Source organism: Pectobacterium versatile (assembly GCF_003932035.1).
Classification (GTDB): Bacteria; Pseudomonadota; Gammaproteobacteria; order Enterobacterales; family Enterobacteriaceae; genus Pectobacterium; species Pectobacterium versatile.
On record NZ_CP034276.1, the window covers coordinates 4,182,097 to 4,207,308 of the forward strand.

Below are 25,212 nucleotides of genomic sequence, written 5' to 3' on the forward strand. Positions count from 1 at the left end.
CAATTTCAAGCGTTACGCCAGCACGATAGACGGTGCTTTAAACGCCAACGGCATTTCAGCTTCGTCTTCAAAGGTCACGTATTCCCACGCTTCCTGATTTGCCAGCACAGCCTGCAACAGTTTGTTGTTCAGTGCGTGTCCAGATTTAAACGCAGAAAACGCACCGATGATGTTGTAGCCACACATAAACAGGTCACCGATGGCATCCAGCATTTTATGGCGGACAAACTCATCTTCAAAACGCAGACCGTCTTCGTTCAGTACGCGGTAATCGTCAACGACGATGGCACAATCCATACTGCCGCCCAGGCACAACCCACGAGACTGCAAGTATTCGATATCGCGCATGAAGCCGAATGTACGCGCACGGCTGATCTGGCGAACAAACGCATCAGCGGAGAAATCCAAACGATAGCGCTGGTTGCCCGCATCAATCGCCGGGTGGTTGAAGTCGATAGTGAAATCCAGACTGAAGCCGTTAAACGGTTTCATTTCTGCCCACTTGTCGCCATCTTCAACGCGAACGGACTGTTTGATACGTACGAATTTCTTGGCACAATTCAGCTCTTCGATACCCGCATCTAACAGCAGGTAAACGAACGGGCTGGCGCTGCCATCCATAATTGGAATTTCTGGCGCGTCAACATCAATGACAATATTGTCAATGCCCAACCCTGCAAGCGCAGCGTTAAGATGCTCCACCGTAGAAATACGGACGTCATGCTCATTAACCAGGCAAGTACAGAGCATGGTATCACGCACGGATTTTGCATCAGCCGGAAAATCAACCGGGGGATTCAAGTCTGTGCGGCGATAGATGACCCCGGTATTTGCCGGTGCAGGACGCATGGTCAACGTGACCTTCTTGCCGGTATGTAACCCGACACCAGTCGCCTGAACAATACGTTTTAATGTACGTTGTTTGATCATCATTTTATCTCGCATGTTACTGAACCTACGAACCTAGTATAAACCAGGTTCGGTGGCACAGTTTAGCACAAAGAGCGGAGATTCCAACGTTATCTGGCAGCAAATTAGTCTGCCTGCTTACGCAGAAATGCTGGGATATCCAGATAGTCTGGCTCTTTATTCGTCTGCGGATTCTGGTCGTTAACCACTTTGGCAGCCGGTTTTTCCTGCGCCAGCGGCGTCATACCGTGTTGCTGATAACGATGATCCATCACAGGCTGGCTGGCCTGCTTGTTCGTTACCAGAGTAATCTCAGGGCGCTTGTCCATTCCGATACCCGTAGCAACAACCGTGACACGCAGTTCATCATTCATTTCCGGGTCAAGCGACGTACCGATTACGACGGTCGCATTATCGGACGCGAATGCACGGATGGTGTTACCTACCGTCTCGAACTCATCCAGACGCAGGTCAAAGCCCGCCGTGATGTTGACCAACACGCCACGTGCGCCGGACAGATCGATGTCTTCCAACAGTGGGCTGGAGATCGCCATTTCAGCCGCTTCTTCTGCACGGTCTTCACCACGCGCAACACCGGAACCCATCATGGCATAACCCATTTCGGACATCACGGTACGCACGTCTGCAAAGTCGACGTTCATCAGGCCCGGACGCGTGATCAGCTCGGCAATACCCTGCACCGCGCCTTTCAGTACATCGTTTGCCGCGCCAAATGCATCCAGCAGGGAGATACCGCGCCCCAGCACTTTTAGCAGTTTGTCGTTTGGAATGGTGATCAGCGAGTCGACGTGCTTAGACAGCTCGGCGATACCCTGCTCTGCAAACGCCATACGCTTTTTGCCTTCAAAGTTGAAAGGCTTGGTCACGACAGCGACAGTCAGAATGCCCAGGTCTTTTGCGACTTCGGCAACAACTGGTGCAGCACCTGTTCCCGTACCACCGCCCATACCTGCGGCGATAAACACCATGTCCGCACCTTCCAGTGCTGAACGCAGTGCTTCACGATCTTCTTCAGCCGAATTACGGCCGACTTCAGGGTTAGCGCCTGCGCCCAGACCTTTTGTGATACCGCTACCGATCTGAATAGTCTGGCCAACAGCTGTTTTACGTAATGCCTGCGCATCCGTGTTGACCGCAAAGAACTCGACGCCTTCGATGCGCTCACGCACCATGTGTTCGACGGCGTTACCACCGCCGCCACCGACGCCGATGACTTTAATCACCGCGTCGTTGGTTAATTCCATTGGTTCAAACATAATTTCTCTCCGTTTGTGCCTGTAACTGCGAGATCATAAAACTGTGCCAGGTGATCTCTTTGATAAAATTAAAATTCTTTCCTCAACCAGCTGTTGATTCGCTTGAACCAGTTGCTCACTGAGGCACGTTTTTCGACTTCATGCTCACCGCCCAGATGAGATTCTTTTCCGTAATGCAGCAACCCAACCGCCGTTGAGTAATAAGGCTCTTGGGCATAATCCGTCAGCCCTGTTATATTCATTGGTTGTCCAATACGCACCTGTGTATGGAACACACGCTGCGCACAGGCCGCCAGACCGTCTATTTGCGCGGCACCGCCCGTCAGCACAATCCCTGCCGCCAGATGGTGTTTCACGCCTTGTTGACGCAACTGCTCCTGCAACTGTAAAAGTTCATCGTTCACCAAGTTCAACAGCTCGGTGTAACGTGGTTCAATCACTTCCGCCAATGTCTGTCGTTGCAGACTGCGGGGTGGACGTCCTCCAACACTCGGGACTTCCACATTCTCATCTTTGCCGACAATTGCGCCTAATGCACAACCGTGGCGTACCTTGATCGCTTCGGCATCCGTCGGCGGCGTACCAAATGCGTAGGCAATATCGCTGGTAACCACATTGCCCGCATACGGAATCACTTTAGTGTGTCGCAATGCGCCGCCGGTATAGACCGCGATGTCCATTGTACCGCCGCCGATATCAACAACACACACGCCCAGTTCACGTTCGTCTTCAGTCAGCACCGCGTAACTGGAAGCCAGCCCGGCAAAAATAAGCTGGTCGACCTTTAAGCCGCAGCGTTCAACGGCTTTAACAATGTTCTTCGCCATATCGTTATGGCAGGTTATCAGGTGGACTTTCGCCTGCATACGCACGCCGGATAAGCCAACCGGGTTTTTAATCCCTTCCTGATAATCAATCGCGTACTCCTGTGGAATCACATGGAGAACACGGTGTTCATCACGCACACGCACGGATTTAGCGGTATGCACCACGCTTTCCACGTCGTCCTGCGTAACCTCTTCTTCTGAAATAGGCACCATCCCTATTTCATTCTGGCAGCTGATGTGTTTTCCCGAGAGCGCCAGATACACGGAGGAGATCTGGCAGTCTGCCATCAACTCAGCCTGATCAATAGCGCGCTGAACACATTTAACGACCGATTCCAGATCGTTTACGCCGCCTTTATCCATACCGCGTGACGGGCAACTGCCTACGCCAATAATATTGACCATGCCATCGGGCAGAACTTCCCCTACCAGCGCAGCCACTTTTGCTGTACCGATTTCCAGCCCAACTACCAGTTTTCTGTCCGTCGACTTGATCATTGTTGTTTAGCCTGTGCTTGTTTCTGGTTACTGTTCTGTTGCTGATCAATGTCTTATTGCTGACCAACTCGTTGCCGATCAACGTTTTGTTGATCAAGCAAGGCTGGAGCCCAGCCTATCGCGGCCCCGCTGTCGTACCGCAAGTCCACATGGCTGATACGTTTGTTTTCGCTTTGAGCCTGCCGCTGCAACAGCGGATACAGCTCGATAAAGCGTTGCAGACGTTTGGCCCTATCGTCCCGCCCCAACTCAAGGCGAGTATCATCGTCTAATCCTAGTTGCCACGAATGCCGTGCGCTCATCGCAACCGTCTTTAACGTAAACTTCCCGGCGGCCAGCGTCTGATTCATTGTGCGATAGCCTTCCAACACTTCAGCCTCACTGCCTTCCGGGCCATACAGCAACGGCATCTTGCGATTACCAATACGTTCGGCGGGTACACTGAACGAATTTCCTTCCGCATCAACCATTAGCTGGTCATTCCAACGCGCTACCGGAACATATTCAACCAGATGAATCTTTAATTCGTCCGGCCACTGTTTGCGCACGCTGGCCTGTTTTATCCACGACAGACGCTCGATCTGCTGCTGGATCACGTTCACATCCTGCGTCATGAACGTTCCCGGCGACCCCAACGACAAGATGGCCTGACGGATATCGTCGTTGGTGGTGTACTGCCTTTCCCCTGTCACAGCCATGCGGGAGAGCGGTAAGCGGCTGGCATCTTTCATCCACCCCACTACCATCCAGCTTCCCCAGACGATCGTCCCTATCACCATCAGCAGGAAAATCATCCCTGCCAATTGGCCTCCATTACTGCGACGTGTTCCTTTCGTTTCAGGCTCTCGTCCGCGTGTATTCAGCGCTGCCTGCGACATATCAGCCAGCAAGCTCTAAAATTTTCACGACCAGTTGCGAGAAAGTCAGCCCACGTTGGCGCGCTGCCATAGGAACCAGGCTGTGGCTCGTCATCCCTGGAGACGTATTCACTTCAAGCAGATAGAAGGCGCCGTCGCTATCCAGCATAAAATCGACACGTCCCCACCCGCTGCAACCCACCGCACGATAAGCCGCCATCGCCAGTCCGGCTAATGCTTGCTCTTGCTCATCCGGCAAACCACTCGGACAGAAATACTGCGTATCATCCGATAAATACTTCGCTTCATAATCGTAAAACGTACCCGCAGGCTGAATACGAATAGAAGGCAACACTTCATCACCTAGGATAGCCACCGTATACTCTGGGCCGCTCAGCCATTTCTCGACCAAAATATCGTCATCGTGACGGAATGCTTCTTCCAATGCCGCAGGCAGTTCGCTAAGCGTATTCACTTTGCTCATACCCACGCTGGAACCTTCACGGCTTGGCTTAACGATCAACGGCAAGCCGAGATGAGTAAACTTCGCCAACAAGGCGTTTGCCGCCGTTTCCGAATATTGGCGACGATCCAGCGCCACGTATGGCGATACCGGTAATCCCACGGCTTGCCACACCTGTTTGGTGCGGAGTTTATCCATCGTCAATGCGGATGCCATGACGCCGCTACCGGTATACGGCAATCCCAGAAATTCCAGAACGCCCTGCAATGTACCGTCTTCGCCACCACGACCATGTAAGGCGATGAAAACGTTGGTAAAGCCTTCTTCCTTTAACGTCGTCACAGAGACGTCACGGGTATCAACCGCATGCGCATTGATGCCCGCTTCTTTCAGACCAGCCAAAACCGCCTGACCGGAAAGTAACGACACTTCACGTTCGGCAGAGGTTCCACCAAGCAATACAGCAACTTTCTCAGTCATGATGTTCCTCATTCACTCATCTGTGGCTGTAATCTGGAATCAGCCAGTTTACGCGCCAGTTTACCGATGTTGCCGGCGCCCTGAACCAAAATCAGGTCTTCACCTCGCAGCGCCTGTGACAACAGTTCCGGTAAAGTATCCACATCCGTCACCAGAATCGGATCAATCTTACCTCTTCCGCGAATCGTACGGCACAGCGAGCGGCTGTCCGCGCCCGGAATCGGCGACTCTCCGGCGGAATACACATCCAACATCAGCAGCACGTCAACCTGTGATAACACATGCGCGAAATCATCATACAAATCGCGGGTTCGCGTATAGCGATGCGGCTGAAAAATCATGACCAACCGCTTATTCGGCCACCCAGCACGGGCGGCTTTAATCGTGGCGTCAACTTCCGTCGGATGGTGGCCGTAATCATCCACCAACATCGCCGTACCGCTTTGCCCATTAACCAGTTCAAGCGGGTACTCACCGAGGAAATCAAAGCGACGTCCGGTACCCTGAAAACGCTCAAGCGCGCGCAGAATCGCTTCGTCATCAATGCCCTCATCGGTCGCCACCGCAACCGCCGCTGCTGCGTTGAGCGCATTGTGACGCCCCGGCGCATTCAGCGTGACAGTGAGCAGCGGTTTATCTTTCCGCTCCAGCGTAAAATGCCCTTGCGCACCAGTCTGGTGATACCCTGAAATACGCACATCGGCATCGTCGCTAAAGCCATACGTGGTGATATGACGTCCCACGCGCGGTAACAGCTCACGGATTACTGCATCATCAATACACATCACCGCTTGCCCGTAAAACGGCAGGTTGTGCAGGAAATTGATGAACGTCTGCTTCAGGTTCTCAAAATCGCCCTGATAGGTGTCCATATGGTCGGCTTCAATGTTGGTCACAATCGCCACCATCGGCTGCAAATGCAGGAAAGACGCATCGCTTTCATCTGCTTCCGCAATCAGGTAGCGGCTTGAGCCCAAACGCGCATGCGTTCCTGCCGCCTTCACTAATCCGCCATTCACAAACGTCGGATCCAGTCCCGCTTCCGCGTAAATACTGGAGACCATAGCCGTTGTGGTCGTCTTACCGTGCGTACCCGCAATCGCAATACCGTGACGAAAACGCATCAGTTCCGCCAACATCTCGGCACGACGGATCACCGGAATACGTGCGTCATGCGCGGCGACAATCTCAGGGTTATCCGCAGTAATCGCACTCGATACCACCACCACGCTGGCGTTCAGAACGTTCTCCGCACGGTGGTGGAAATAAATCTGCGCGCCAAGTTCGGTCAACTGCTGCGTCACCGCATTCGGTGCCAGATCGGACCCGCTAATCTCATAACCTTCGTTGGCCAACACTTCGGCGATACCACCCATGCCAGCACCGCCGATGCCGACAAAGTGTATGTGCCGGACGCGATGCATCTCGGGCACGATTGAACGTAGTTTCGCCAGTTGTTGAGTATTCACTTTATTCTATCGCTACCTTGTAGCGTCGTCGCACAGCCGTATGTCCGACAACGTTGTATTAATTAACCATGAGCCACACGTGTGGCACGACTGCCTGCCGCTGCACTGACTTCCGCCGCCACCCGTTCGGTTGCATCTGGAATCGCCACTGCGCGGGCTTTTTGCGCCATTGTCAGCAAGGTGGCGCGATCCCAACCGGACAGCACTTCGCTCACCGCCGCCACGCTGAACTGTGGCTGCTCAATAATTTTTGCCGCGCCAGCCTTTTCCAACGGCAGCGCATTCCAGTACTGCTGCCGATCTTTATGCTGGAACGGGACAAACAGTGCCGGTAACCCAGCCGCCGCAATTTCACTGACGGTTAATGCGCCGGAACGGCACACCACAACATCCGCCCAAGCGTAAGCTGCCGCCATGTCATCAATAAACTCGGTAATCTTGTGCTGCGTCTGCCCAACATCCTGATAGGCCTGTTGAACGGTTGATAACGCGCCTTTGCCGACCTGATGCCAAATCGTCACGCGATCGCCCAGCTGTGCCGCCACACCGGGCAGCGTTTGGTTCAGTACTCTTGCGCCCTGACTACCGCCAACAACCAGCACCCTCACAGGGCCTGAGCGATCGGCTAATCGTGTTTCAGGCGCAGGTAACGCCAGCACATCGGTTCTGACAGGGTTCCCCACAACATCCGCGTTGGGAAACGCGCCCGGAAATGCCTGCAATACCTTCTTAGCGATATGGGATAACCAGCGGTTGGTCAGCCCTGCAATCCCGTTCTGCTCATGCAGTACAACCGGAATGCCACACAGCCAGGCTGCCAAGCCGCCGGGGCCGGAAACGTAACCGCCCATACCCAGCACCACATCAGGCTGGTAGCGGCGCATAATCGCCCGCGCCTGACGCACTGCCTGAAAAATACGAATCGGCGCGCTTAACTGCGCCAGAATGCCTTTACCACGCAAGCCAGAAATGCGGATAAAATCAATTTCGATACCATGCTTAGGCACCAAATCGGCTTCCATACGATCCGCTGTGCCTAACCAGCGAACCTGCCAGCCCTGCGCCATCAGGTGGTGCGCAACCGCCAGCCCGGGGAAGACATGCCCGCCCGTACCGCCAGCCATCACCATCAAACGCTTGCCTTCGCCACTCATCGGGCACCTCTCGTAAACGCCTGCGCTTTCGTCAGACGCGTTTCAAAATCAATGCGTAACAGCAAAACAATCGCCGTCGACATAATTATCAGACTGGAACCGCCGTAACTGATCAGCGGCAACGTCAGCCCTTTCGTCGGTAGCATCCCCGCCGCCGCGCCTACGTTCACCAGCGTCTGAAAGCTGAACCAGACACCGATAGAACACGCCAGAAAGCCCGAAAAACGCTGATCGATCTCCAACGCTCGCTTTCCGATAGACATCGCGCGAAAAGCGACGAAGAATATCATTAACAACGCCAAAACCACACCGATATAGCCGAGTTCCTCACCTAAAATAGAGAAAATGAAATCGGTATGTGCTTCCGGCAAATATTCCAGTTTCTGTACTGAATTCCCCAGCCCTTGCCCCCAGAATTCACCGCGCCCAAACGCCATCAGAGATTGAGTTAACTGGTAGCCGCTACCAAACGGATCGTCCCACGGATTCCAGAAAGACGTCACACGGCGCATACGGTAAGGCTCAGCGACAATCAGCAGGCCAACGGCAAACACGCCACAGCCGATGATTGCCAGAAACTGCCACATCTTGGCGCCAGCCAGAAACAACATCGCCAGCGTCGTAATAAACAGTACAACCACGGTACCAAGGTCAGGCTGCGCCAGCAGCAGTACCGCCAACACCACCATCACGCCCATTGGTTTGCAAAAGCCCCAGAAGTTATTTCGCACTTCTTCAACTTTGCGCACCATGTAGCTGGACAGGTAGCAAAACAGCGCCAGCTTAGATAATTCCGCAGGCTGAATACGCAATGGCCCCAGAGAAATCCAGCGTGATGCACCGTTGACCGAGCTTCCCACCGCGAGCACCACAAGCAACATAACCATAGAGAGCAATAGCAGCACCGGGCTGTAACGTTGCCATATCTCCATCGGGACACGCAGCGTGATTAACGACAAGCCAAATGCCAACCCCAGATAAATCGCATCACGTTTCGCGAACAGGAACGGGTCGCTGGCAAGACGCTGCCCGACAGGCATAGAAGCCGACGTCACCATCACAAAACCAATCACGGCAAGCCCAAGCGTCAACCACACCAACGTTCTGTCGTACAGAACAATGCTGAGCGTATCGCTTTCGCGCGTTCCCATAACCCAGCTTTTGATGCGTTCGATAAACGCCAGCCCGAAGAACCGCATCAGCCTAACTCCTCCGCCAGACGAGCAAATTCATCGCCTCGCTGTTCAAAGCTGCGGAACTGATCCAGGCTTGCGCAGGCTGGCGACAGCAACACCAGATCGCCCGGCTTAACGCGTTCGGCGATGATACGCATCGCCTGTTCCATCGTTTCTGTCTGCTCGGCAATTTCTGGACGCAGCGCAGCCAGCTGTTGCCCATCCTGACCGAAGCAATACACATGAATGTGCTCGCCCTGCAAATACGGCACCAACGGCGAGAAATCGGCAGATTTTCCGTCACCGCCTAACAGCAGGTGCAACGTACCTTCTACCGCCAAACCGCTCAATGCGGCCTCAGTGCTGCCCACATTGGTGGCTTTAGAATCATTGATCCACCGCACACCGTTGCGCTCAAAGGCCATTTGAAAGCGATGAGGCAGCCCGGTAAATGACGTCAACGCCGTCAGCGCAGACGAGCGCGGAATCTTCACGGCATCAGCCAGCGCCAGCGCTGCCAATGCGTTCGTATAATTGTGCTGTCCAACCAGCTTGATTTCACGGGTATTGAGTACACGTTCACCATCCACCCGCAGCCAGGTTTCTCCCTGCTGGCGGTTAAGATGATAATCGCCGACATCAACCCCAAAACTGCGGCAGCGAGCATCCGCACCGCGAACTGGCATGGTCAGCGCATCGTCAGCATTCACAACACACAAATTTGCGTGTTCATAAATACGCAATTTCGCCGCCCGATACTGCTGTAGACCAAACGGGTAACGGTTGGTGTGATCTTCCGTCACGTTCAGAATGGTTGCCGCCGCGGCGTGCAGGCTACTCGTCGTTTCCAACTGGAAACTCGACAGTTCCAACACATAAAGCTGAGCAGGCTGTTCAAGCAGTTGCAGCGCAGGCAGACCAATGTTGCCACCGACCCCCACCAGCCAACCCGCCGCTCGTGCCATTTCACCGACCAGCGTCGTCACCGTGCTTTTACCGTTAGAACCAGTAATCGCCACAATCGGTGCCTGCGCTTCACGGCAGAACAGTTCGATATCGCCAACGATTTCAATGCCAGCATCGGCGGCGTCACACAGAATCGGCGTTGCCAACGCAACACCGGGGCTGGCGACGATCAAATCCGCACTCATCAGCCAGTCTTCATTCAGGCTACCGAGATGTCGTTCCACCTGCTCCGGCAGCTTATCCAGACCCGGCGGACTGATACGGGTATCCACCACGCGCGGTATAACACCACGCGCGAGAAAGAAATCAACACAGGAGAGCCCGGTCAGACCCAACCCGATAATGACGACTTTTTTACCCTGATAGTCCACCATGTCTTACCGTACCTTCAGCGTTGCCAGGCCAATCAGCACCAGCATCAACGAAATAATCCAGAAGCGCACAATCACGCGCGGTTCTGGCCAGCCCTTAAGTTCATAATGATGATGAATTGGCGCCATGCGGAAGATCCGCTGCCCGCGCAACTTAAAGGACCCGACTTGCAAAATAACCGACAGCGTTTCGACCACGAAGACACCGCCCATAATCACTAACAAAAACTCCTGACGCAGCAGGACCGCGATCGTCCCCAGCGCGCCGCCCAGCGCCAGAGAACCTACGTCTCCCATGAAGACCTGCGCCGGATAGGTGTTAAACCACAGGAACCCAAGCCCCGCGCCCACAATCGCGGTGCAGACGATCACCAGTTCACTGGCATGACGGATATACGGAATATGCAGATAACCAGCAAAATTCATGTTCCCCGTTGCCCATGCCACCAGCGCAAAGCCTGCGGCAACAAACACAGTCGGCATGATTGCCAAGCCATCCAGACCATCAGTCAGGTTTACGGCATTACTGGTGCCGACAATCACAAAGTAGGCCAGCGCAACATAGAGCAGGCCCAGTTGCGGCATCACGTCTTTGAAAAACGGCACAACCAGCTGCGTGGCTGGCGTATCTTTGCCGATGGAATACATGGTGAAAGCCACCACGAGCGCAATCACTGACTGCCAGAAATATTTCCAGCGGGCAATCAGCCCCTTGGTATCCTTACGGACTACTTTGCGGTAGTCATCAACAAACCCGACCGCACCATAGCCTGCTAACACCAGCAGTACGCACCAGACATACGGATTCGACAGATTTGCCCACATCAGAACAGAAACGATGATCGCGACCAGGATCATCACGCCCCCCATCGTCGGGGTGCCGCGCTTACTGAAATGTGATTCTGGCCCTTCGTTACGCACAACCTGCCCAATCTGCAAACGCTGCAACCAGGCAATCATATGTGGTCCCATCCATAGGGAAATAACCAATGCGGTCAGCAGGCTGACAATGGCGCGGAACGTCAAATAAGAAAAGACGTTAAAACCGGTATAAAGTTTGGCCAAATGTTCGGCCAGCCATACTAACATTGAGCATTCTCCTGTAATGCATGTACAACCTGCTCCATCGCAGCACTGCGTGAGCCTTTGACCAATACGCTGATGACGTTATGTTCTGACATCAGCACCTTCAAACGTGAAACCAGCGCGGCTTTATCCTGAAAATGCTCACCATTGCCACTGGCAGTGCCGATCAATTCACTCAATGTTCCCACACTCAATACGCGATCAATGCCCGCAACACGCGCCGCTTCGCCCACTTGGCGATGGCACTCAGGGGCTTCATCCCCTAGCTCACCCATATCACCAACGACCATCACGCGGTAGCCCGGCATCTCAGCCAATACCTGTGCCGCCGCCGTCATCGAGCCCACATTCGCGTTGTAGCTGTCATCCAGCAGCAACTTGCCCTCAGACAAAGCAATCGGAAACAACCGCCCCGGCACCGCCTGAAGCTGGGATAATCCAGATTTAACGGCTTCCAGCGTCGCTCCGACGGACATTGCCAGCGCGGCCGCTGCCAGTGCGTTAGAAATGTTATGTCGACCCGGTAAAGGCAGCAGAACCTGCGTTTTGCCAAATGGCGTGTGAAGAATGAAACGCGTCCCTTGCGCCAAAACGTCTACGTCGCTGGCAAAAAAATCGATATCGCAAGCAGCCTGCGGCGAGAAACGCCACACGGTTTTATGATTAAACATGACCTGCCAGTGCGGGAAATCGTTGCTGTCCGCATTCACGATAGCGACACCGTCTACTGGCAAACCTGCAAAAATCTCACCTTTCGCCTGCGCCACACCGGCCAGTGAGCCAAACCCTTCCAGATGCGCAGCGGCCAGATTATTGACCAGTGCGCTTTCCGGCCGCACCAAATCGGTGGTATAGGCAATCTCACCAATGTGATTCGCCCCTAATTCAATCACCGCAAATTGGTGTTCCGCCGTCAGGCGTAGCAGCGTTAACGGCACACCGATATCGTTGTTGAAGTTACCGGCGGTATACAACACGGAGCCACACTGGCGCAGAATCGCCGCCGTCATCTCTTTAACCGAGGTTTTGCCGGAGGATCCGGTCAGAGCCACAACGCGTGCCGTTGACTGCTGACGAACCCAGGCGGCTAATTGGCCCAACGCCACACGCGTATCGCTCACCAACAGCTGTGGTTCGTCAACGAGTAAGCGCTTACTGACTAAAAGAGCCGCCGCACCGCCTTTCACCGCATCAGCGGCGTAATCGTGCGCATCAAATTTTTCGCCTTTCAGCGCGACAAATAAGCAGCCAGAAGACAGCTTACGCGTATCGGTTGAAACATCTTCAATATCAATGTTTTCGCCAATCAACTGCGCATTCAGCACCGTGGCAAGCTGCTGCAAGGAGACGCGAATCATGCAATCACCCCCAGCAGGCGGGCAACGGTGATGCGATCGGAATAATCAAGACGCTGATTGCCAACCAGTTGGTAGTCTTCGTGCCCTTTACCCGCAACCAGCACCACGTCATTTTCCTGCGCCTGCATGATCGCGCTGGTGACTGCTGCAGCACGTCCGTGAATCACCTGAACCCGTCCGGCGTCCAGCAGCCCGGAGAGAATATCGGCAACGATCGCCTGAGGCTCTTCACTACGCGGGTTATCATCCGTCACCACAACGCGGTCGGCCAGCTGTTCTGCGATGCCGCCCATAAGTGGGCGCTTACCTTTATCACGATCGCCGCCACAGCCAAATACACACCAGAGTTTCCCCTGACAGTGCAAACGCGCCGCTTCAAGCGCTTTTTCCAGCGCGTCTGGCGTGTGAGCGTAATCTACAACGACCGTTGGTTTTCCTTCAGCATGGAAAACTTCCATGCGGCCACATACAGGTTGCAGTTGAGATCCAGCAATAACCAATTTGTCGAGCGGATAGCCAAGAGACAGCAGCGTTGCCAGCGCCAGCAGCATATTGCTGACGTTAAACGCGCCCATCAGGCGACTTTCAATTTCGCCGTGTCCCCAGCTTGAATCAAACGCAATCGTGGCACCGTTGTCGTGATAATCAATCTGTGTCGCTTTCAGCCAGCGCCCACGGCAGCCGGGGACCAAATTGTTTTCCATGGTTACAGCAACCGCGTCCGGCAGCTTCGCCAACCAGCGCAGACCAACCTCATCATCAGCATTGATAATCATCTGGCCAACGCGATGCTCACCGAACAGCGCCCATTTGGCCGCTTCGTAGCTTTCCATATCGCCATGGTAATCAAGGTGATCGCGACTCAGGTTAGTGAACACCGCCGCCGCGAACGGCAACGCAGCCACACGATGCTGCACCAGACCGTGGGAGGACACTTCCATTGCGGCGAACGTCGCGCCTTGTTCTACCAGTTGACTCAGCACCTGTTGAACATCGACAGCGGAACCCGTCGTATTTTCTGTCGGAATCGCCCGACCCAATAGGCCATTGCCTACCGTGCCCATCACCGCACTCGTTTCGCCTAATGCCTGGCTCCACTGCGCCAGAAGCTGAGTCGTTGTCGTTTTTCCGTTGGTTCCCGTTACGCCAATCAGCTGTAACTTTTCCGCAGGCTGCTGATAAAAACGGCCTGCCAGCGCGGAAAGCCGCTGGTTCAGGTTACTGAGATACACCACTGGCACACCGTGCATTTCGCGAACGGTGCCATCAGCGGCCTCGCCTTCTGCTTCGGCAACAATCGCTGCTACGCCTTGCGCAATTGCCTGCGGAATATAGCGCCGTCCATCTGCTTTGTGCCCGACAATCGCGACAAACAGATCCCCGGCAGCCGCGACGCGGCTGTCTAATGTCATTTCCCGCAGCGCGCGCGCCGGAGTGTCTTGCACCCACGGCGCAAGTAAATCGCGCAAATTACGATCTGCCACCTGATCCCTCTTCTCTATTAATTACAAACTCGTTTTTTTCGCCCGTCGGCAACGCATCCGGTTCGATATTCATCGTACGCAGAACGCCGCCCATGATGGCGCCAAAGATTGGCGCAGAAACCGCGCCGCCGTAGTACTTCCCTGCCTGCGGATCGTTAATCACGACAACCAGAGCAAAACGTGGGTTACTGGCTGGCGCCACACCCGCCGTGTAGGCAATATATTTGTTGATGTACTTGCCATCTGGGCCAACTTTCTTGGCCGTACCGGTTTTAATCGCGATACGGTAACCTTTGATGGCTGCCTTGGTGCCGCCGCCGCCGGGCAGCGCCACGCTTTCCATCATGTGCACCACGGAACGCACCAGCGCCTCAGGGAAGACACGCTCGCCTGGAACGGGTGGATCAACTTTGGTAATCGATAGCGGACGGTAAATACCGAAACTGCCAATCGTGGCGTAGACTCGCGCTAACTGTAACGGCGTTACCATTAGCCCGTAGCCGAAAGAGAAGGTGGCCCTCTCTATGTCAGACCACCGTTGTTTTTGAGGGTATAAGCCACTGCTTTCTCCGACCAACCCCAAATTGGTCGCTTTTCCTAACCCAAAGCGCGCGTAAGTATCTACAAGCGCAGAGGAAGGCATCGCTAACGCCAGCTTAGACACGCCAACGTTACTCGACTTCTGAAGCACACCCGTCAGCGTCAATTCGCTATAACGCGCCACGTCTTTGATCTCATGACCATTGACGTAATACGGCAGGGTGCTAAGTACACTGTTTTCTTTCACGACCCCGCGCTGTAGCGCCGTCATCACCACCATTGGTTTAACGGTAGAGCCGGGTTCGAAGATGTCGGTAATCGCGCGGTTACGCATAATGTCTTGCGGCGTACCCGCCAAATTGTTCGGGTTATAAGACGGGCTATTCGCCATCGCCAGCACTTCGCCAGTATTCACATCGACCAGTACGGCCGTTCCTGACTCCGCTTTGTTAAAGGCAACTGCGTTATTGAGTTCACGGTAAACCAGCGCCTGCAAACGCTCATCAATACTGAGCGCCAGATTGTGTGCAGCCTGGCTGTCAACGGAAGAGATATCTTCAATCACGCGGCCAAACCGGTCTTTACGCACGGTTCGTTCACCGGGTTGCCCGGTCAGCCAGCGGTCAAAACTTTTCTCAACCCCTTCAATACCCTGTCCATCGATATTGGTGAAGCCAATGAGGTGAGAGGTAACTTGTCCAGAAGGATAATACCGGCGCGATTCCTGCCGCAGATTAATGCCCGGCAGCTTCAGCTTATGGATGTATTCGCCAATAGCCGGATTCACCTGACGCGCCAGATAAACGAAGCGCCCTTTAGGGTTAGCGTTTATCTTGGTTGCCAACTGATCCAACGGAATATCGAGCGCATCGGAAAGTGCTTTCCAGCGCGTATCCAACGTAATGCCGCCACGTTCGTTCACTTCTTTCGGGTCAGCCCAGACGGCATTAACCGGCACGCTGACAGCCAAGGGACGACCAGCACGATCGCTTATCATGCCGCGCGCCGTTGGCACTTCCTGCACGCGTAGGGAACGCATATCCCCCTCGCGCACCAGTTTGTCTGGGTTGATAACCTGAAGATAAGCCGCACGCGCCATCAAACCAACCATCGCAAGCAGGATACAGCCGCAAAGCAACGCAAAACGCCAGCTAACAAAGCTGGCTTGATCTTCCTGGCGCTTTAACTTTCCTGTACGGGCTGCTTTCATGCTTAGCTGGTTGCCTATTTAGTTCATTGCTTAACCACAATGTTTTCCTGTGACGGATCAACATGCCCCATTTGCAGTTTTTCCGTCGCGATCCGCTCAACGCGGCTATGATCCCCTAGTGAGTTTTCCTCCAGGATCAGGTTTCTCCATTCGATATCCAGCGCATCACGCTCCAGCAAAAGCTGTTCGCGTTCTGCCGTCAGCAGACGTGTTTTATGCGCCGTGGTGACCACAAAGACCGCAGAAACCAGCACGGCAACCATCAGCAACACCGGGAGCTTTGCATGACGCAGCAAATCCTCACCGATGACGCCAACCAGAGTATGCCGCTCGTTACCGATCACGCTGGCAGTCTCTCAGCGAAACGCAGAACAGAACTGCGCGCGCGTGGGTTTTCCGCAACTTCTGCTTCAGAAGGCATCAGTTTCTTGCCGACAGCTTTTAACGTCTGTCCGCCCTGGCTGCGCAGTTGCTCTTCCGTTAACGGCAAGCCAGCTGGCACCTGTGGCCCACGGCTCTGATGGCGAATAAACCGTTTCACAATCCGATCTTCTAACGAGTGGAAGCTGATCACCGACAGACGCCCCTGCGGAGCCAGTACGCTCAATGCACCTTCTAGTGCACGTTCGATCTCTTCCAGTTCGCTATTGATATAAATGCGGATCGCCTGAAAACTGCGCGTTGCCGGATGTTTATGTTTTTCCCGAAACGGGCTGGCGGCAGCGATCAATTCGGCGAGTTCTTTTGTCCGCGTCATCGGATCGAGACGATTACGTTCCACAATGGCGCGAGCAATACGCTTGGCAAAACGCTCTTCGCCGAACGTTTTTAAGACCCAGACAATGTCGTCAGCTTCCGCTTTCATCAGCCATTCAGCAGCAGACAAGCCACGCGTCGGATCCATACGCATATCCAACGGGCCATCGCGCATAAATGAGAACCCACGTTCAGGGTCATCAAGCTGAGGAGAAGAAACGCCAAGATCGAGCAGAACGCCATCGATCTGCCCGGTCAGTCCGAGTTCCGCAACATACTCCGCCATAGCGGAAAACGGCCCGTGAATAATAGAGAAACGAGGATCGTCAATCGCCTTGGCGGCTTCAATAGCCTGAGGATCGCGATCGATAGCTAACAGGCGCCCTTCCGGCCCCAGTTGGGAAAGAATCAGACGAGAATGACCACCACGGCCAAATGTGCCGTCGATGTATATGCCGCCGCTGCGAATGTTCAGGCCATTTACTGCCTCATCCAACAGGACGGTGGTATGTTTATAATTTTCCAGCATGGCTATAGCGATAGGTCCTGCAACCGCTCAGACAAAGGTTCCTGAGTCGATTGTTCAGCGTCAATATCATCCCTGACCTGTTGATACCAAGTCTGTTCATCCCACAGTTCAAACTTGTTGAACTGCCCGACTAGCATCACTTCTTTTTTGAGGTCCGCATGCTGCCTTAACGTATTCGCAATCAACAAACGCCCTGCACTATCCATTTGGCACTCGCTGGCATGCCCCAATAACAAACGCTGAACACGACGTTCAGCAGGGTTCATGCTCGACAAGCGCGATAGCTTTTGTTCAATAATTTCCCATTCAGGTAAGGGATAAAGCAGCAGGCATGGCTGATGCAGGTCAATGGTGCAAACCATTTGACCTTGCGATTCCCCGTTCAGCATTTCCCGATATCGGGTAGGCACAGCAAGGCGCCCTTTACTGTCGAGGTTAACCAGCGTAGCCCCACGAAACATACCTGAGTTACCCCTCCATAACCTTTTTCACCACTTTACCCCACAAAATCCCACCTTGAAGAGTGTACGGAGGGTATGAAAACCTTGTCAAGCCAGAGCTGGCGCGCTTTGGGATTATTCCTGAATGAATTGGGGCCGTCATAGAGGTAAAAGGAATAAGGAGTCAGAATTAACAAAGATTAACATCATGATAATTTGAGAAAAATTCATATCGGAACGGGAACATTGCAAACATATAGCCACCAACTCCGGCATATCGATTATTTTTATTGTCACACGCTGATACCAAAGATAGCGGTTTTCAGAATAGTCTTACCAGGCCGAACACCTTGAATACCAAGGCCTGCACGAGCCCGCAGGATCATACCGCAGCGGTTAACCATTGCTCAATGTCACATTTTTAACATCAATATCGCCAATTCTTCATTAATCGACCAATTTACGTTAATTGATGCCCCTGCCGACGAATGCGGTTTCCTGAAAAGAAAAGCAGGCTCAGGAAACGGACCGAATAAATTGAGCGCGCGCCATCCCCAAAGACGCATTAAAAATGGGGCACCACAAGCAACCCTGTTTTATCGGTCATCTACTCACTTCCTTTAATGCTTTAACGCAATTCTTTCCCTCGCAGAAAGGCCTTTCCCCAAAAAATCATAACGATTTGTTTTTAAAAAACTTTAAATCCCTTGTCGCGATAAAAAAACGGGAAAGTTACCGGGCAGACATAAAGTAGCGGGAAAGTATAAAAAACACTCACAAATAAATATTTTTACCTAGTACAAAGCCAATCATGCAGTGATGTAAACTACACAAACAAAATAAGGCATGACAAAAAACCACACCAAACCATTACACCAGTTTATCCGCCCTAAGAATGGAGCAACCAGGAATGTTTTCCCCGACGTCACGATTGCGAAGTGCCACCGCCGATACCTTTGCGCTCGTTGTCTATTGTTTCATCACCGGCATGGCGATAGAAATCATGCTTTCTGGTATGAGCGTCGAGCAATCGCTGTCTTCACGTTTGTTATCGATCCCCGTCAATATTGCCATTGCCTGGCCGTACGGGCTTTATCGCGATCGCGTGTTGAATATGGCCAGACGTCACGGTGGCGATCATTTTCTGGTGCGCAGCGTTGCCGATCTGTTTGCCTATGTCAGTTTCCAATCACCTGTTTACGCCATTATTCTCTGGTCTATCGGGGCAAATCCTGCGCAAATCCTGACCGCCGTCACCAGTAATCTGGTGGTGTCTATGGTGACGGGCGTGATATATGGCTACTTTCTGGAATATTGCCGTCGGCTATTCCGGGTCGCATTGCCATAAAAGCGAATTGAGATTAAGTAGCGAATTGACATTGAGTAAAGAAGAAGCGCCATAGTGACTATGGCGCAGAAATGCAGACAGAGAATTACGCGCGGCTCAGTGAACCACGACGGTACAGATTACGTCGAATACGATTCAAACCAGGCTTCGGCCTTTTCGGCTCATCCAGACTGGCCAGCACCAGCTCCAGTACGCGCTCCGCGACTTCACGATGGCGCTGAGCGACAGACAACACTGGGCACTCCAGATAATCCAACAGCTCATTATCCCCAAAGGTCGCGATAGCCAGATTATTCGGCAAACGCCCGTTAATCTTCAGGTTGACGTCCATCACTCCCTGCAATAGCGGGAATGAGGTGGTGAATAACGCTTCAGGCATAGGATTATCTTTCAAATAATCCATAAATGCAGCAGCGGAAGCCACACGCTCATAGCTATTGGAATAAAGGTAATTCACTTCGCGCGGATCGCCCGCCCACGCCTGACGGAACCCTTGCTCACGCAAGAAACTGACGGAAAGCTCAGGCAAGGCACCAAGATAAAGTACCGATTTCGCAGGCATTTTCCTTAATTCTTGCGCCAGCATTTCAGCATCTTCAAGATCGGCCCCCACCACGCTGGTGAAGTGCTCACGATCTAACGCCCTGTCTAATGCAATAATCGGCAGGCTGCCGTTTATCCAACGTTGATAAAACGGGTGCTCCGGCGGTAATGCGGTAGAAACGATAATCGCGTCAACCTGGCGCTGCAACAGATGCTCAATACACCGCATCTCGTTGTCCGGCTGATCTTCTGAACACGCAATTAATAGCTGATATCCGCGTTGTCTGGCCTGACGCTCCAGATAATTAGCAATGCGTGTATAGCTGGTATTTTCCAAATCGGGAATAACCAAACCAATTGAACGCGTGCGCCCGGCACGTAATCCAGCCGCGACGGCGTTGGGATGATAATTGTGCTCCCTGACGACAGCCATGACTTTCTCAACGGTCTTATCGCTGACGCGATATTGTTTTGCTTTCCCGTTAATGACATAGCTGGCTGTCGTGCGTGAAACACCCGCAAGACGCGCGATTTCATCCAGTTTCACGGTAACCCCTTAGTAGGCCGGAAAATAAGTAGGCCGGCTCAATAAATAGTGTGATGACCATAAAATCATCATGGATATGGCGTAGATCTAACAGCAGAAGCTTTTGTACGGCAACTGCTTTTATCACGTTACCCACATATTTCAAGCTGCCATATCAATAATGGATGTCTTTTAAGCTGAATATATTGTGTTTATATAAGATAAGGGAAATAAAAAGGCCCGATACGATTATCGGGCCTCTTAAAAGAAAAAGCAGCGAAAAGTCGATTAACGCATGATTTTATCGCCGCGCGATACGCCGACGATACCAGAACGCGCTACTTCAACAATTTCGGACACTTCACGCACGGCGCTGAGGAATGCATCCAGTTTATCGCTGGTGCCAGCAAGCTGTACGGTATAAAGCGAGGCGGTGACATCCACGATCTGACCGCGGAAAATATCGGCGCAGCGTTTCACCTCTTCACGACCATAGCCCGTAGCCTGTAGCTTCACCAGCATGATCTCACGCTCAACGTGCGCGCCCTGCCCCAGCTCACTGACGCGCAGGACATCCACCAGCTTGTGCAGTTGTTTTTCGATCTGCTCCAGCACTTTCTCATCGCCTACCGTCTGGATAGTCATACGAGATAGCGTTGGGTCTTCGGTTGGTGCCACTGTCAGGCTTTCGATGTTGTAGCCGCGCTGTGAAAACAGGCCGACGACACGTGACAAGGCGCCTGATTCATTCTCAAGTAATACTGATAAAATCCGCCGCATGATCAGGTCCTCTCCGTTTTGCTCAACCACATTTCGTCCATCGCCCCGCCGCGAATCTGCATGGGGTAAACATGCTCGCTGCTGTCGATGTTGATATCAACAAACACCAGACGATCTTTCTGCGCCAGCGCTTGCAACAGCTTACTTTCCAGTTCGTCCGGCGTATCGATAGAAATCCCGACGTGACCGTACGCTTCAGCCAGCTTGACGAAATCCGGTAGCGATTCCATATAAGAACTGGAATGGCGGCCAGAGTAGATCATGTCCTGCCACTGCTTCACCATGCCGAGGAAACGGTTGTTCAGGTTAATCACCACAACAGGCAAATCATATTGCAGTGCCGTAGAAAGCTCCTGAATATTCATCTGAATACTGCCATCGCCCGTCACGCAAATGACCGTTTCTTCCGGCAGCGCAAGCTTGATACCCAATGCCGCAGGCAGGCCAAAGCCCATCGTACCCAACCCACCGGAGTTCACCCAGCGGCGCGGTAAATCAAACGGATAATACAGCGCGGCGAACATCTGGTGCTGACCGACGTCCGATGCCACATAAGCTTTACCTTCCGTCAGTCGGTGCAGCGTTTCAATCACCGCCTGCGGTTTAATCTTGTCGCTGTCAGTACTGTATTTCAGACAGTGGCGCCCACGCCATTGCTCAATACCCTGCCACCAGTCGCGCAGCGCATCAAACTGCTGCGGTGCGCCATCTTGTTCCAGTAGCTCCAGCATCAGGCTTAGCACCTGTTTAGCATCGCCAACGATAGGGATATCGGCATTGACCGTTTTGGAAATCGACGCAGGATCGATATCAATATGCAATACCGTCGCGTTCGGGCAGTACTTCGCCAGATTGTTCGTCGTACGGTCGTCGAAGCGAACCCCTACGGCGAAAATCACATCGGCGTTATGCATTGCCATATTGGCTTCATACGTCCCGTGCATCCCCAACATGCCGAGGCATTGGCGGTGCGTTCCGGGAAAACCACCCAGCCCCATCAGAGAAGTTGTCACTGGCAGGTTAAGTTTTTCCGCCAGCGTCAGCAGTTCTTCGTGGCACTCCGCGTTAATCACACCGCCACCGCTGTAGATAATCGGCTTTTCTGCCGCCAACAGGGTTTGCAGCGCGCGACGAATCTGCCCTTTGTGCCCTTGAACCGTTGGGCTATAGGAACGCATGCTGATGCTTTCGGGATAAACGTACGGCAACTTATTCGCCGGATTCATGATGTCTTTCGGCAGATCGACCACCACAGGCCCCGGACGTCCGGTTGATGCCAGATAAAATGCTTTTTTCAGGATCGTCGGGACATCTTCCGCTTTCTTGACCAGAAAACTGTGCTTAACGATAGGCCGGGAAATCCCCACCGTGTCGCATTCCTGAAAGGAATCGTAGCCAATCAGCGAAGTTGCAACCTGACCGGACAACACCACCATAGGAATGGAGTCCATATAGGCAGTCGCGATACCGGTAATCGCGTTGGTCGCACCGGGACCGGACGTGACCAGCACGACGCCGACCTCACCCGTCGCACGCGCATAGCCATCCGCCATATGTACCGCACCTTGCTCATGCCGCACCAAAATATGCTCGATACCGCCAACCGTATGCAGGGCGTCGTAAATATCCAGCACCGCACCGCCCGGATAACCGAACACATGTTTTACGCCCTGATCGATCAACGATCGGACCACCATTTCGGCGCCTGACAACATCTCCATGGGTCTGCCTCTTTTGTTCAGAAAGCGGAATCCGCTTCTGTATTGACCGGGGAAATCCCCGCGCTCACATTGTATTAATACTGTTAACTTTTAGTACAAGAATACGAAATTTTATAGGGATTACTGATAACCCATTAACATAACGTCAGATTATGACGCAGACAAACGGCAAAAAACCACCGCCCTTAATCAGGCCTAGGGGAAATCGAACGTGGGGGAAAAAGGAACTGAGATAAAATACTAACTGGGAACCTTCAGACCTGAGAGATCATCCATAAAGGCCATAAATTACAGAGTGAAATATTGAGGCCGAAAACCGCATTTCTTTTCATGAAACGCGCTTCTCGGCCTATGACAGCATCAAGACTCTGCGTACATCGCATCAATTTCCAACTGGTAGCGCTGGTTGATGATCTTTCGGCGCAGTTTGAGCGTTGGCGTCAATTCCCCTTCCGCCATCGAAAACGGTACAGGCAACAGCGTGAATTTCTTCACCTGCTCAACACGGGAAAGCTCTTTCTGCATCTCCCGCAGGCGCTGTTCAAACAGCTCAATAATATGGCTGTGGCGCAGCAGCTCCAGACGATCGTGGTACTTCAGATTGATGGAGTGAGCGTATTCTTCCAGCGCCTCGAAACAGGGAACAATCAGCGCAGACACGTACTTACGCGTGTCCGCAATAATCGCAACCTGTTCAATGAAGCGATCCTGCCCCAGCGTGCCTTCCAGATGCTGCGGTGCGATATATTTACCGCCCGAGGTTTTCATCAGATCTTTCAACCGTTCGGTAATAAACAGGTTACCGTTAGCATCCAGTTCCCCCGCATCGCCAGTTTTCAACCAGCCATCTTCGGTAAAGGTTTCTGCGGTTTCCTGCGGACGGTGGAAATAGCCTCGCATGATGGTTGCACCGCGTACCTGAATCTCTTTTTCCTCACCAATGCGGACCTCAATGCCCGGCAGCGGCGTACCAATAGAGCCTAAGCGGAAGCGGCCTTCTTCCCAGCAGGAAACCGTCGCGCAGGTTTCAGTCATGCCGTAGCCATAGATGATTCGAATCCCAATCGACCGGAAAAACAGAATGATGTTGTCATCCAATCGCGCGCCCGCAGCTGGCATAAAGCGAATTTCGCCCCCCAGCAGTTGGCGCAGTTTCCCTAACACCAGTCGGTCTGCATAGCGATGCATCACCCGACGGAAAAGACCGCCTTTCTTCGCGGCCTGGCTCGCCAGAAAAGCGTGTTGCCCCTGCGCAATAGCCCAGTTAAATAGACGCTGGCGATACCACGGTGCCTGCGCCACTTTTTCATGGACTGCGCTGTAAACTTTCTCATAAAAACGCGGTACGGCACACATCACGGTAGGCTTCACCGCCTGCATCGCGGCACGCACCAGATTCGTATCGCTGAGATACACGTTCTGCGCGCCACGGTGCATAATGACAAAGCTCCATGCGCGCTCAAATACGTGGGAAAGCGGCAAGAAACAGAGCGATACGTCGTTTTCTGACATATCCAGACGATCGTCATGCAGCTTTAGCTGCATCGCCATGTTGGTGTAATCCAGCATGACGCCTTTCGGTTCACCCGTCGTGCCAGAGGTATAAATCAGCGTAAACAGATCGTTGAGATCGCGGCTGTCGATGCGCGTTTGCCATTCCTCACGCCAGAAATCGTCTACCGCCTGCGCTTCAAACTCGCGCAGGGATTGCACAATGTCACTGCCGCGCAGGTTAACACCCTCATCCATCACGATGATGTTTCGCAGCTGTGGGCAGGTATCGCGCAGCGCCAGTAGCGCATCCAACTGTTCCTGACCGCCAACGAATATCGTACGGATGTCCGCATCATTGATGATAAATGCCGCCTGCGCCGCCGTATTCGTGGCATAGATTGGCACGCTGATCGCACGCAGGTGCAGCAATGCCAGATCGGCCAGCGACCAGTTCATTGAATTATGAGAGAAAATCGCAACCCGTTCCTGAACATCCAGCCCCAGCGCTAAGAGCGCGCTGGCAATGCGCTGAATACGCTGCCCGGCCTGTGTCCAGGTGAGCTGCTGTTCGCCCGCAGGCGTCCACTCGCGCAACGTAATACGGCCTGCGCAGTGATTGATTTGATCTTGGACCCGGTGCACCACATGGTATGGCTGTAAATGATTATTCATCTGTAAAAGAATTTCTAAGGGGGAAGAATTTGACAGCATTTCAGCGTACAGCTGTACATTATTTGGCGTGCAGTCTACCGTCATTGTTCAAAACCGCAACGATCTTTCGTTCATTCGGCGCAGGCTATCGCTGGTTTACTTGACGCATGTCACACCAATCAAAAGTTGACATAACCCTGATAATCGCGTACCAATAAAGGAACACCGAATTTCAGATGACGAGACACAATGTTCAACTTTACTGTCCTACTAGGCCTACTACTAAACGCATCCTTCTTG

Annotated in this window: 21 protein-coding genes; 1 reads left to right on the forward strand and 20 read right to left on the reverse strand. The window is 53.1% G+C overall.

Annotated features, from left to right (window positions below; translation table 11 throughout):
• Positions 1-12: 12 nt before the first annotated feature.
• The 16 genes from lpxC to mraZ all read right to left on the reverse strand — a co-directional run bounded on the left by lpxC (position 13) and on the right by mraZ (position 17,870).
• The gene (gene lpxC / locus EIP93_RS18935; RefSeq protein ID WP_029367880.1) at positions 13-930 is read right to left on the reverse strand and encodes a UDP-3-O-acyl-N-acetylglucosamine deacetylase; all 918 of its coding nucleotides are present in this window, start codon (positions 928-930) and stop codon (positions 13-15) included.
• 104 nt (positions 931-1,034) lie between these two features.
• Positions 1,035-2,186: a cell division protein FtsZ gene (gene ftsZ / locus EIP93_RS18940; protein ID WP_005975217.1), complete on the reverse strand. Its 1,152-nt coding sequence runs from the start codon at positions 2,184-2,186 to the stop codon at positions 1,035-1,037.
• A 68-nt stretch (positions 2,187-2,254) separates the two neighbouring features.
• The gene (ftsA, locus tag EIP93_RS18945) at positions 2,255-3,511 is read right to left on the reverse strand and encodes a cell division protein FtsA (RefSeq protein ID WP_010298002.1); all 1,257 of its coding nucleotides are present in this window, start codon (positions 3,509-3,511) and stop codon (positions 2,255-2,257) included.
• A 53-nt stretch (positions 3,512-3,564) separates the two neighbouring features.
• Complete coding sequence (ftsQ, locus tag EIP93_RS18950; RefSeq protein ID WP_039531003.1) at positions 3,565-4,389, reverse strand: cell division protein FtsQ; 825 nt, start codon at positions 4,387-4,389, stop codon at positions 3,565-3,567.
• Between the two features lies 1 nt (position 4,390).
• Entirely contained in the window at positions 4,391-5,311 is a 921-nt protein-coding gene (locus EIP93_RS18955) for a D-alanine--D-alanine ligase (RefSeq protein ID WP_103971073.1), read from the reverse strand.
• Between the two features lie 8 nt (positions 5,312-5,319).
• Positions 5,320-6,780 carry a UDP-N-acetylmuramate--L-alanine ligase gene (murC, locus tag EIP93_RS18960; protein WP_039470049.1) on the reverse strand — a complete coding sequence of 487 codons (1,461 nt, stop codon included), beginning with the start codon at positions 6,778-6,780 and terminating at the stop codon, positions 5,320-5,322.
• Between the two features lie 62 nt (positions 6,781-6,842).
• The gene (gene murG, locus EIP93_RS18965) at positions 6,843-7,934 is read right to left on the reverse strand and encodes an undecaprenyldiphospho-muramoylpentapeptide beta-N-acetylglucosaminyltransferase (protein ID WP_103971074.1); all 1,092 of its coding nucleotides are present in this window, start codon (positions 7,932-7,934) and stop codon (positions 6,843-6,845) included.
• Positions 7,931-9,133, reverse strand: a complete 1,203-nt coding sequence (gene ftsW, locus EIP93_RS18970; protein WP_039483495.1) for a cell division protein FtsW — start codon at positions 9,131-9,133, stop codon at positions 7,931-7,933. Before ftsW ends, murG begins: the two co-directional genes overlap by 4 nt.
• Positions 9,133-10,449, reverse strand: a complete 1,317-nt coding sequence (murD, locus tag EIP93_RS18975; protein ID WP_125233125.1) for a UDP-N-acetylmuramoyl-L-alanine--D-glutamate ligase — start codon at positions 10,447-10,449, stop codon at positions 9,133-9,135. The genes ftsW and murD overlap by 1 nt, the downstream gene beginning before the upstream one ends.
• Before the next feature lie 3 nt (positions 10,450-10,452).
• A complete protein-coding gene (mraY, locus tag EIP93_RS18980) occupies positions 10,453-11,535 on the reverse strand; it encodes a phospho-N-acetylmuramoyl-pentapeptide-transferase (RefSeq protein WP_010298023.1) in 1,083 nt (360 codons plus the stop codon).
• Positions 11,529-12,890 (reverse strand): UDP-N-acetylmuramoyl-tripeptide--D-alanyl-D-alanine ligase, encoded by a 1,362-nt coding sequence (gene murF / locus EIP93_RS18985; protein WP_125233126.1) that lies wholly within the window; start codon positions 12,888-12,890, stop codon positions 11,529-11,531. Before murF ends, mraY begins: the two co-directional genes overlap by 7 nt.
• Positions 12,887-14,374: a UDP-N-acetylmuramoyl-L-alanyl-D-glutamate--2,6-diaminopimelate ligase gene (gene murE, locus EIP93_RS18990; protein WP_107333461.1), complete on the reverse strand. Its 1,488-nt coding sequence runs from the start codon at positions 14,372-14,374 to the stop codon at positions 12,887-12,889. Before murE ends, murF begins: the two co-directional genes overlap by 4 nt.
• The gene (locus EIP93_RS18995; protein WP_103861876.1) at positions 14,361-16,124 is read right to left on the reverse strand and encodes a peptidoglycan glycosyltransferase FtsI; all 1,764 of its coding nucleotides are present in this window, start codon (positions 16,122-16,124) and stop codon (positions 14,361-14,363) included. The genes murE and EIP93_RS18995 overlap by 14 nt, the downstream gene beginning before the upstream one ends.
• A gap of 23 nt (positions 16,125-16,147) precedes the next feature.
• Entirely contained in the window at positions 16,148-16,468 is a 321-nt protein-coding gene (gene ftsL / locus EIP93_RS19000) for a cell division protein FtsL (RefSeq protein WP_039278301.1), read from the reverse strand.
• Positions 16,465-17,409, reverse strand: coding sequence for a 16S rRNA (cytosine(1402)-N(4))-methyltransferase RsmH (gene rsmH, locus EIP93_RS19005; RefSeq protein WP_103861877.1), 945 nt, complete (start codon positions 17,407-17,409; stop codon positions 16,465-16,467). The genes ftsL and rsmH overlap by 4 nt, the downstream gene beginning before the upstream one ends.
• Positions 17,410-17,411: 2 nt before the next feature.
• Positions 17,412-17,870, reverse strand: coding sequence for a division/cell wall cluster transcriptional repressor MraZ (gene mraZ, locus EIP93_RS19010; RefSeq protein ID WP_010298042.1), 459 nt, complete (start codon positions 17,868-17,870; stop codon positions 17,412-17,414).
• Between the two features lie 889 nt (positions 17,871-18,759).
• Between mraZ and EIP93_RS19015 the strand changes: the two genes are divergently transcribed.
• Positions 18,760-19,197 (forward strand): L-alanine exporter AlaE, encoded by a 438-nt coding sequence (locus tag EIP93_RS19015; RefSeq protein ID WP_010298045.1) that lies wholly within the window; start codon positions 18,760-18,762, stop codon positions 19,195-19,197.
• A gap of 85 nt (positions 19,198-19,282) precedes the next feature.
• Here EIP93_RS19015 and cra read toward each other — a convergent pair whose 3' ends face one another.
• From cra to EIP93_RS19035, 4 genes are all read right to left on the reverse strand, one after another.
• Complete coding sequence (cra, locus tag EIP93_RS19020; RefSeq protein ID WP_107333462.1) at positions 19,283-20,287, reverse strand: catabolite repressor/activator; 1,005 nt, start codon at positions 20,285-20,287, stop codon at positions 19,283-19,285.
• Between the two features lie 267 nt (positions 20,288-20,554).
• Positions 20,555-21,046, reverse strand: a complete 492-nt coding sequence (gene ilvN / locus EIP93_RS19025) for an acetolactate synthase small subunit (RefSeq protein ID WP_010681718.1) — start codon at positions 21,044-21,046, stop codon at positions 20,555-20,557.
• Positions 21,047-21,048: 2 nt separating this feature from the next.
• Positions 21,049-22,767, reverse strand: coding sequence for an acetolactate synthase 3 large subunit (gene ilvI / locus EIP93_RS19030; RefSeq protein ID WP_103861879.1), 1,719 nt, complete (start codon positions 22,765-22,767; stop codon positions 21,049-21,051).
• 360 nt (positions 22,768-23,127) lie between these two features.
• A complete protein-coding gene (locus EIP93_RS19035) occupies positions 23,128-24,933 on the reverse strand; it encodes an AMP-dependent synthetase/ligase (RefSeq protein ID WP_125233127.1) in 1,806 nt (601 codons plus the stop codon).
• Between the last annotated feature and the right edge of the window lie 279 nt (positions 24,934-25,212).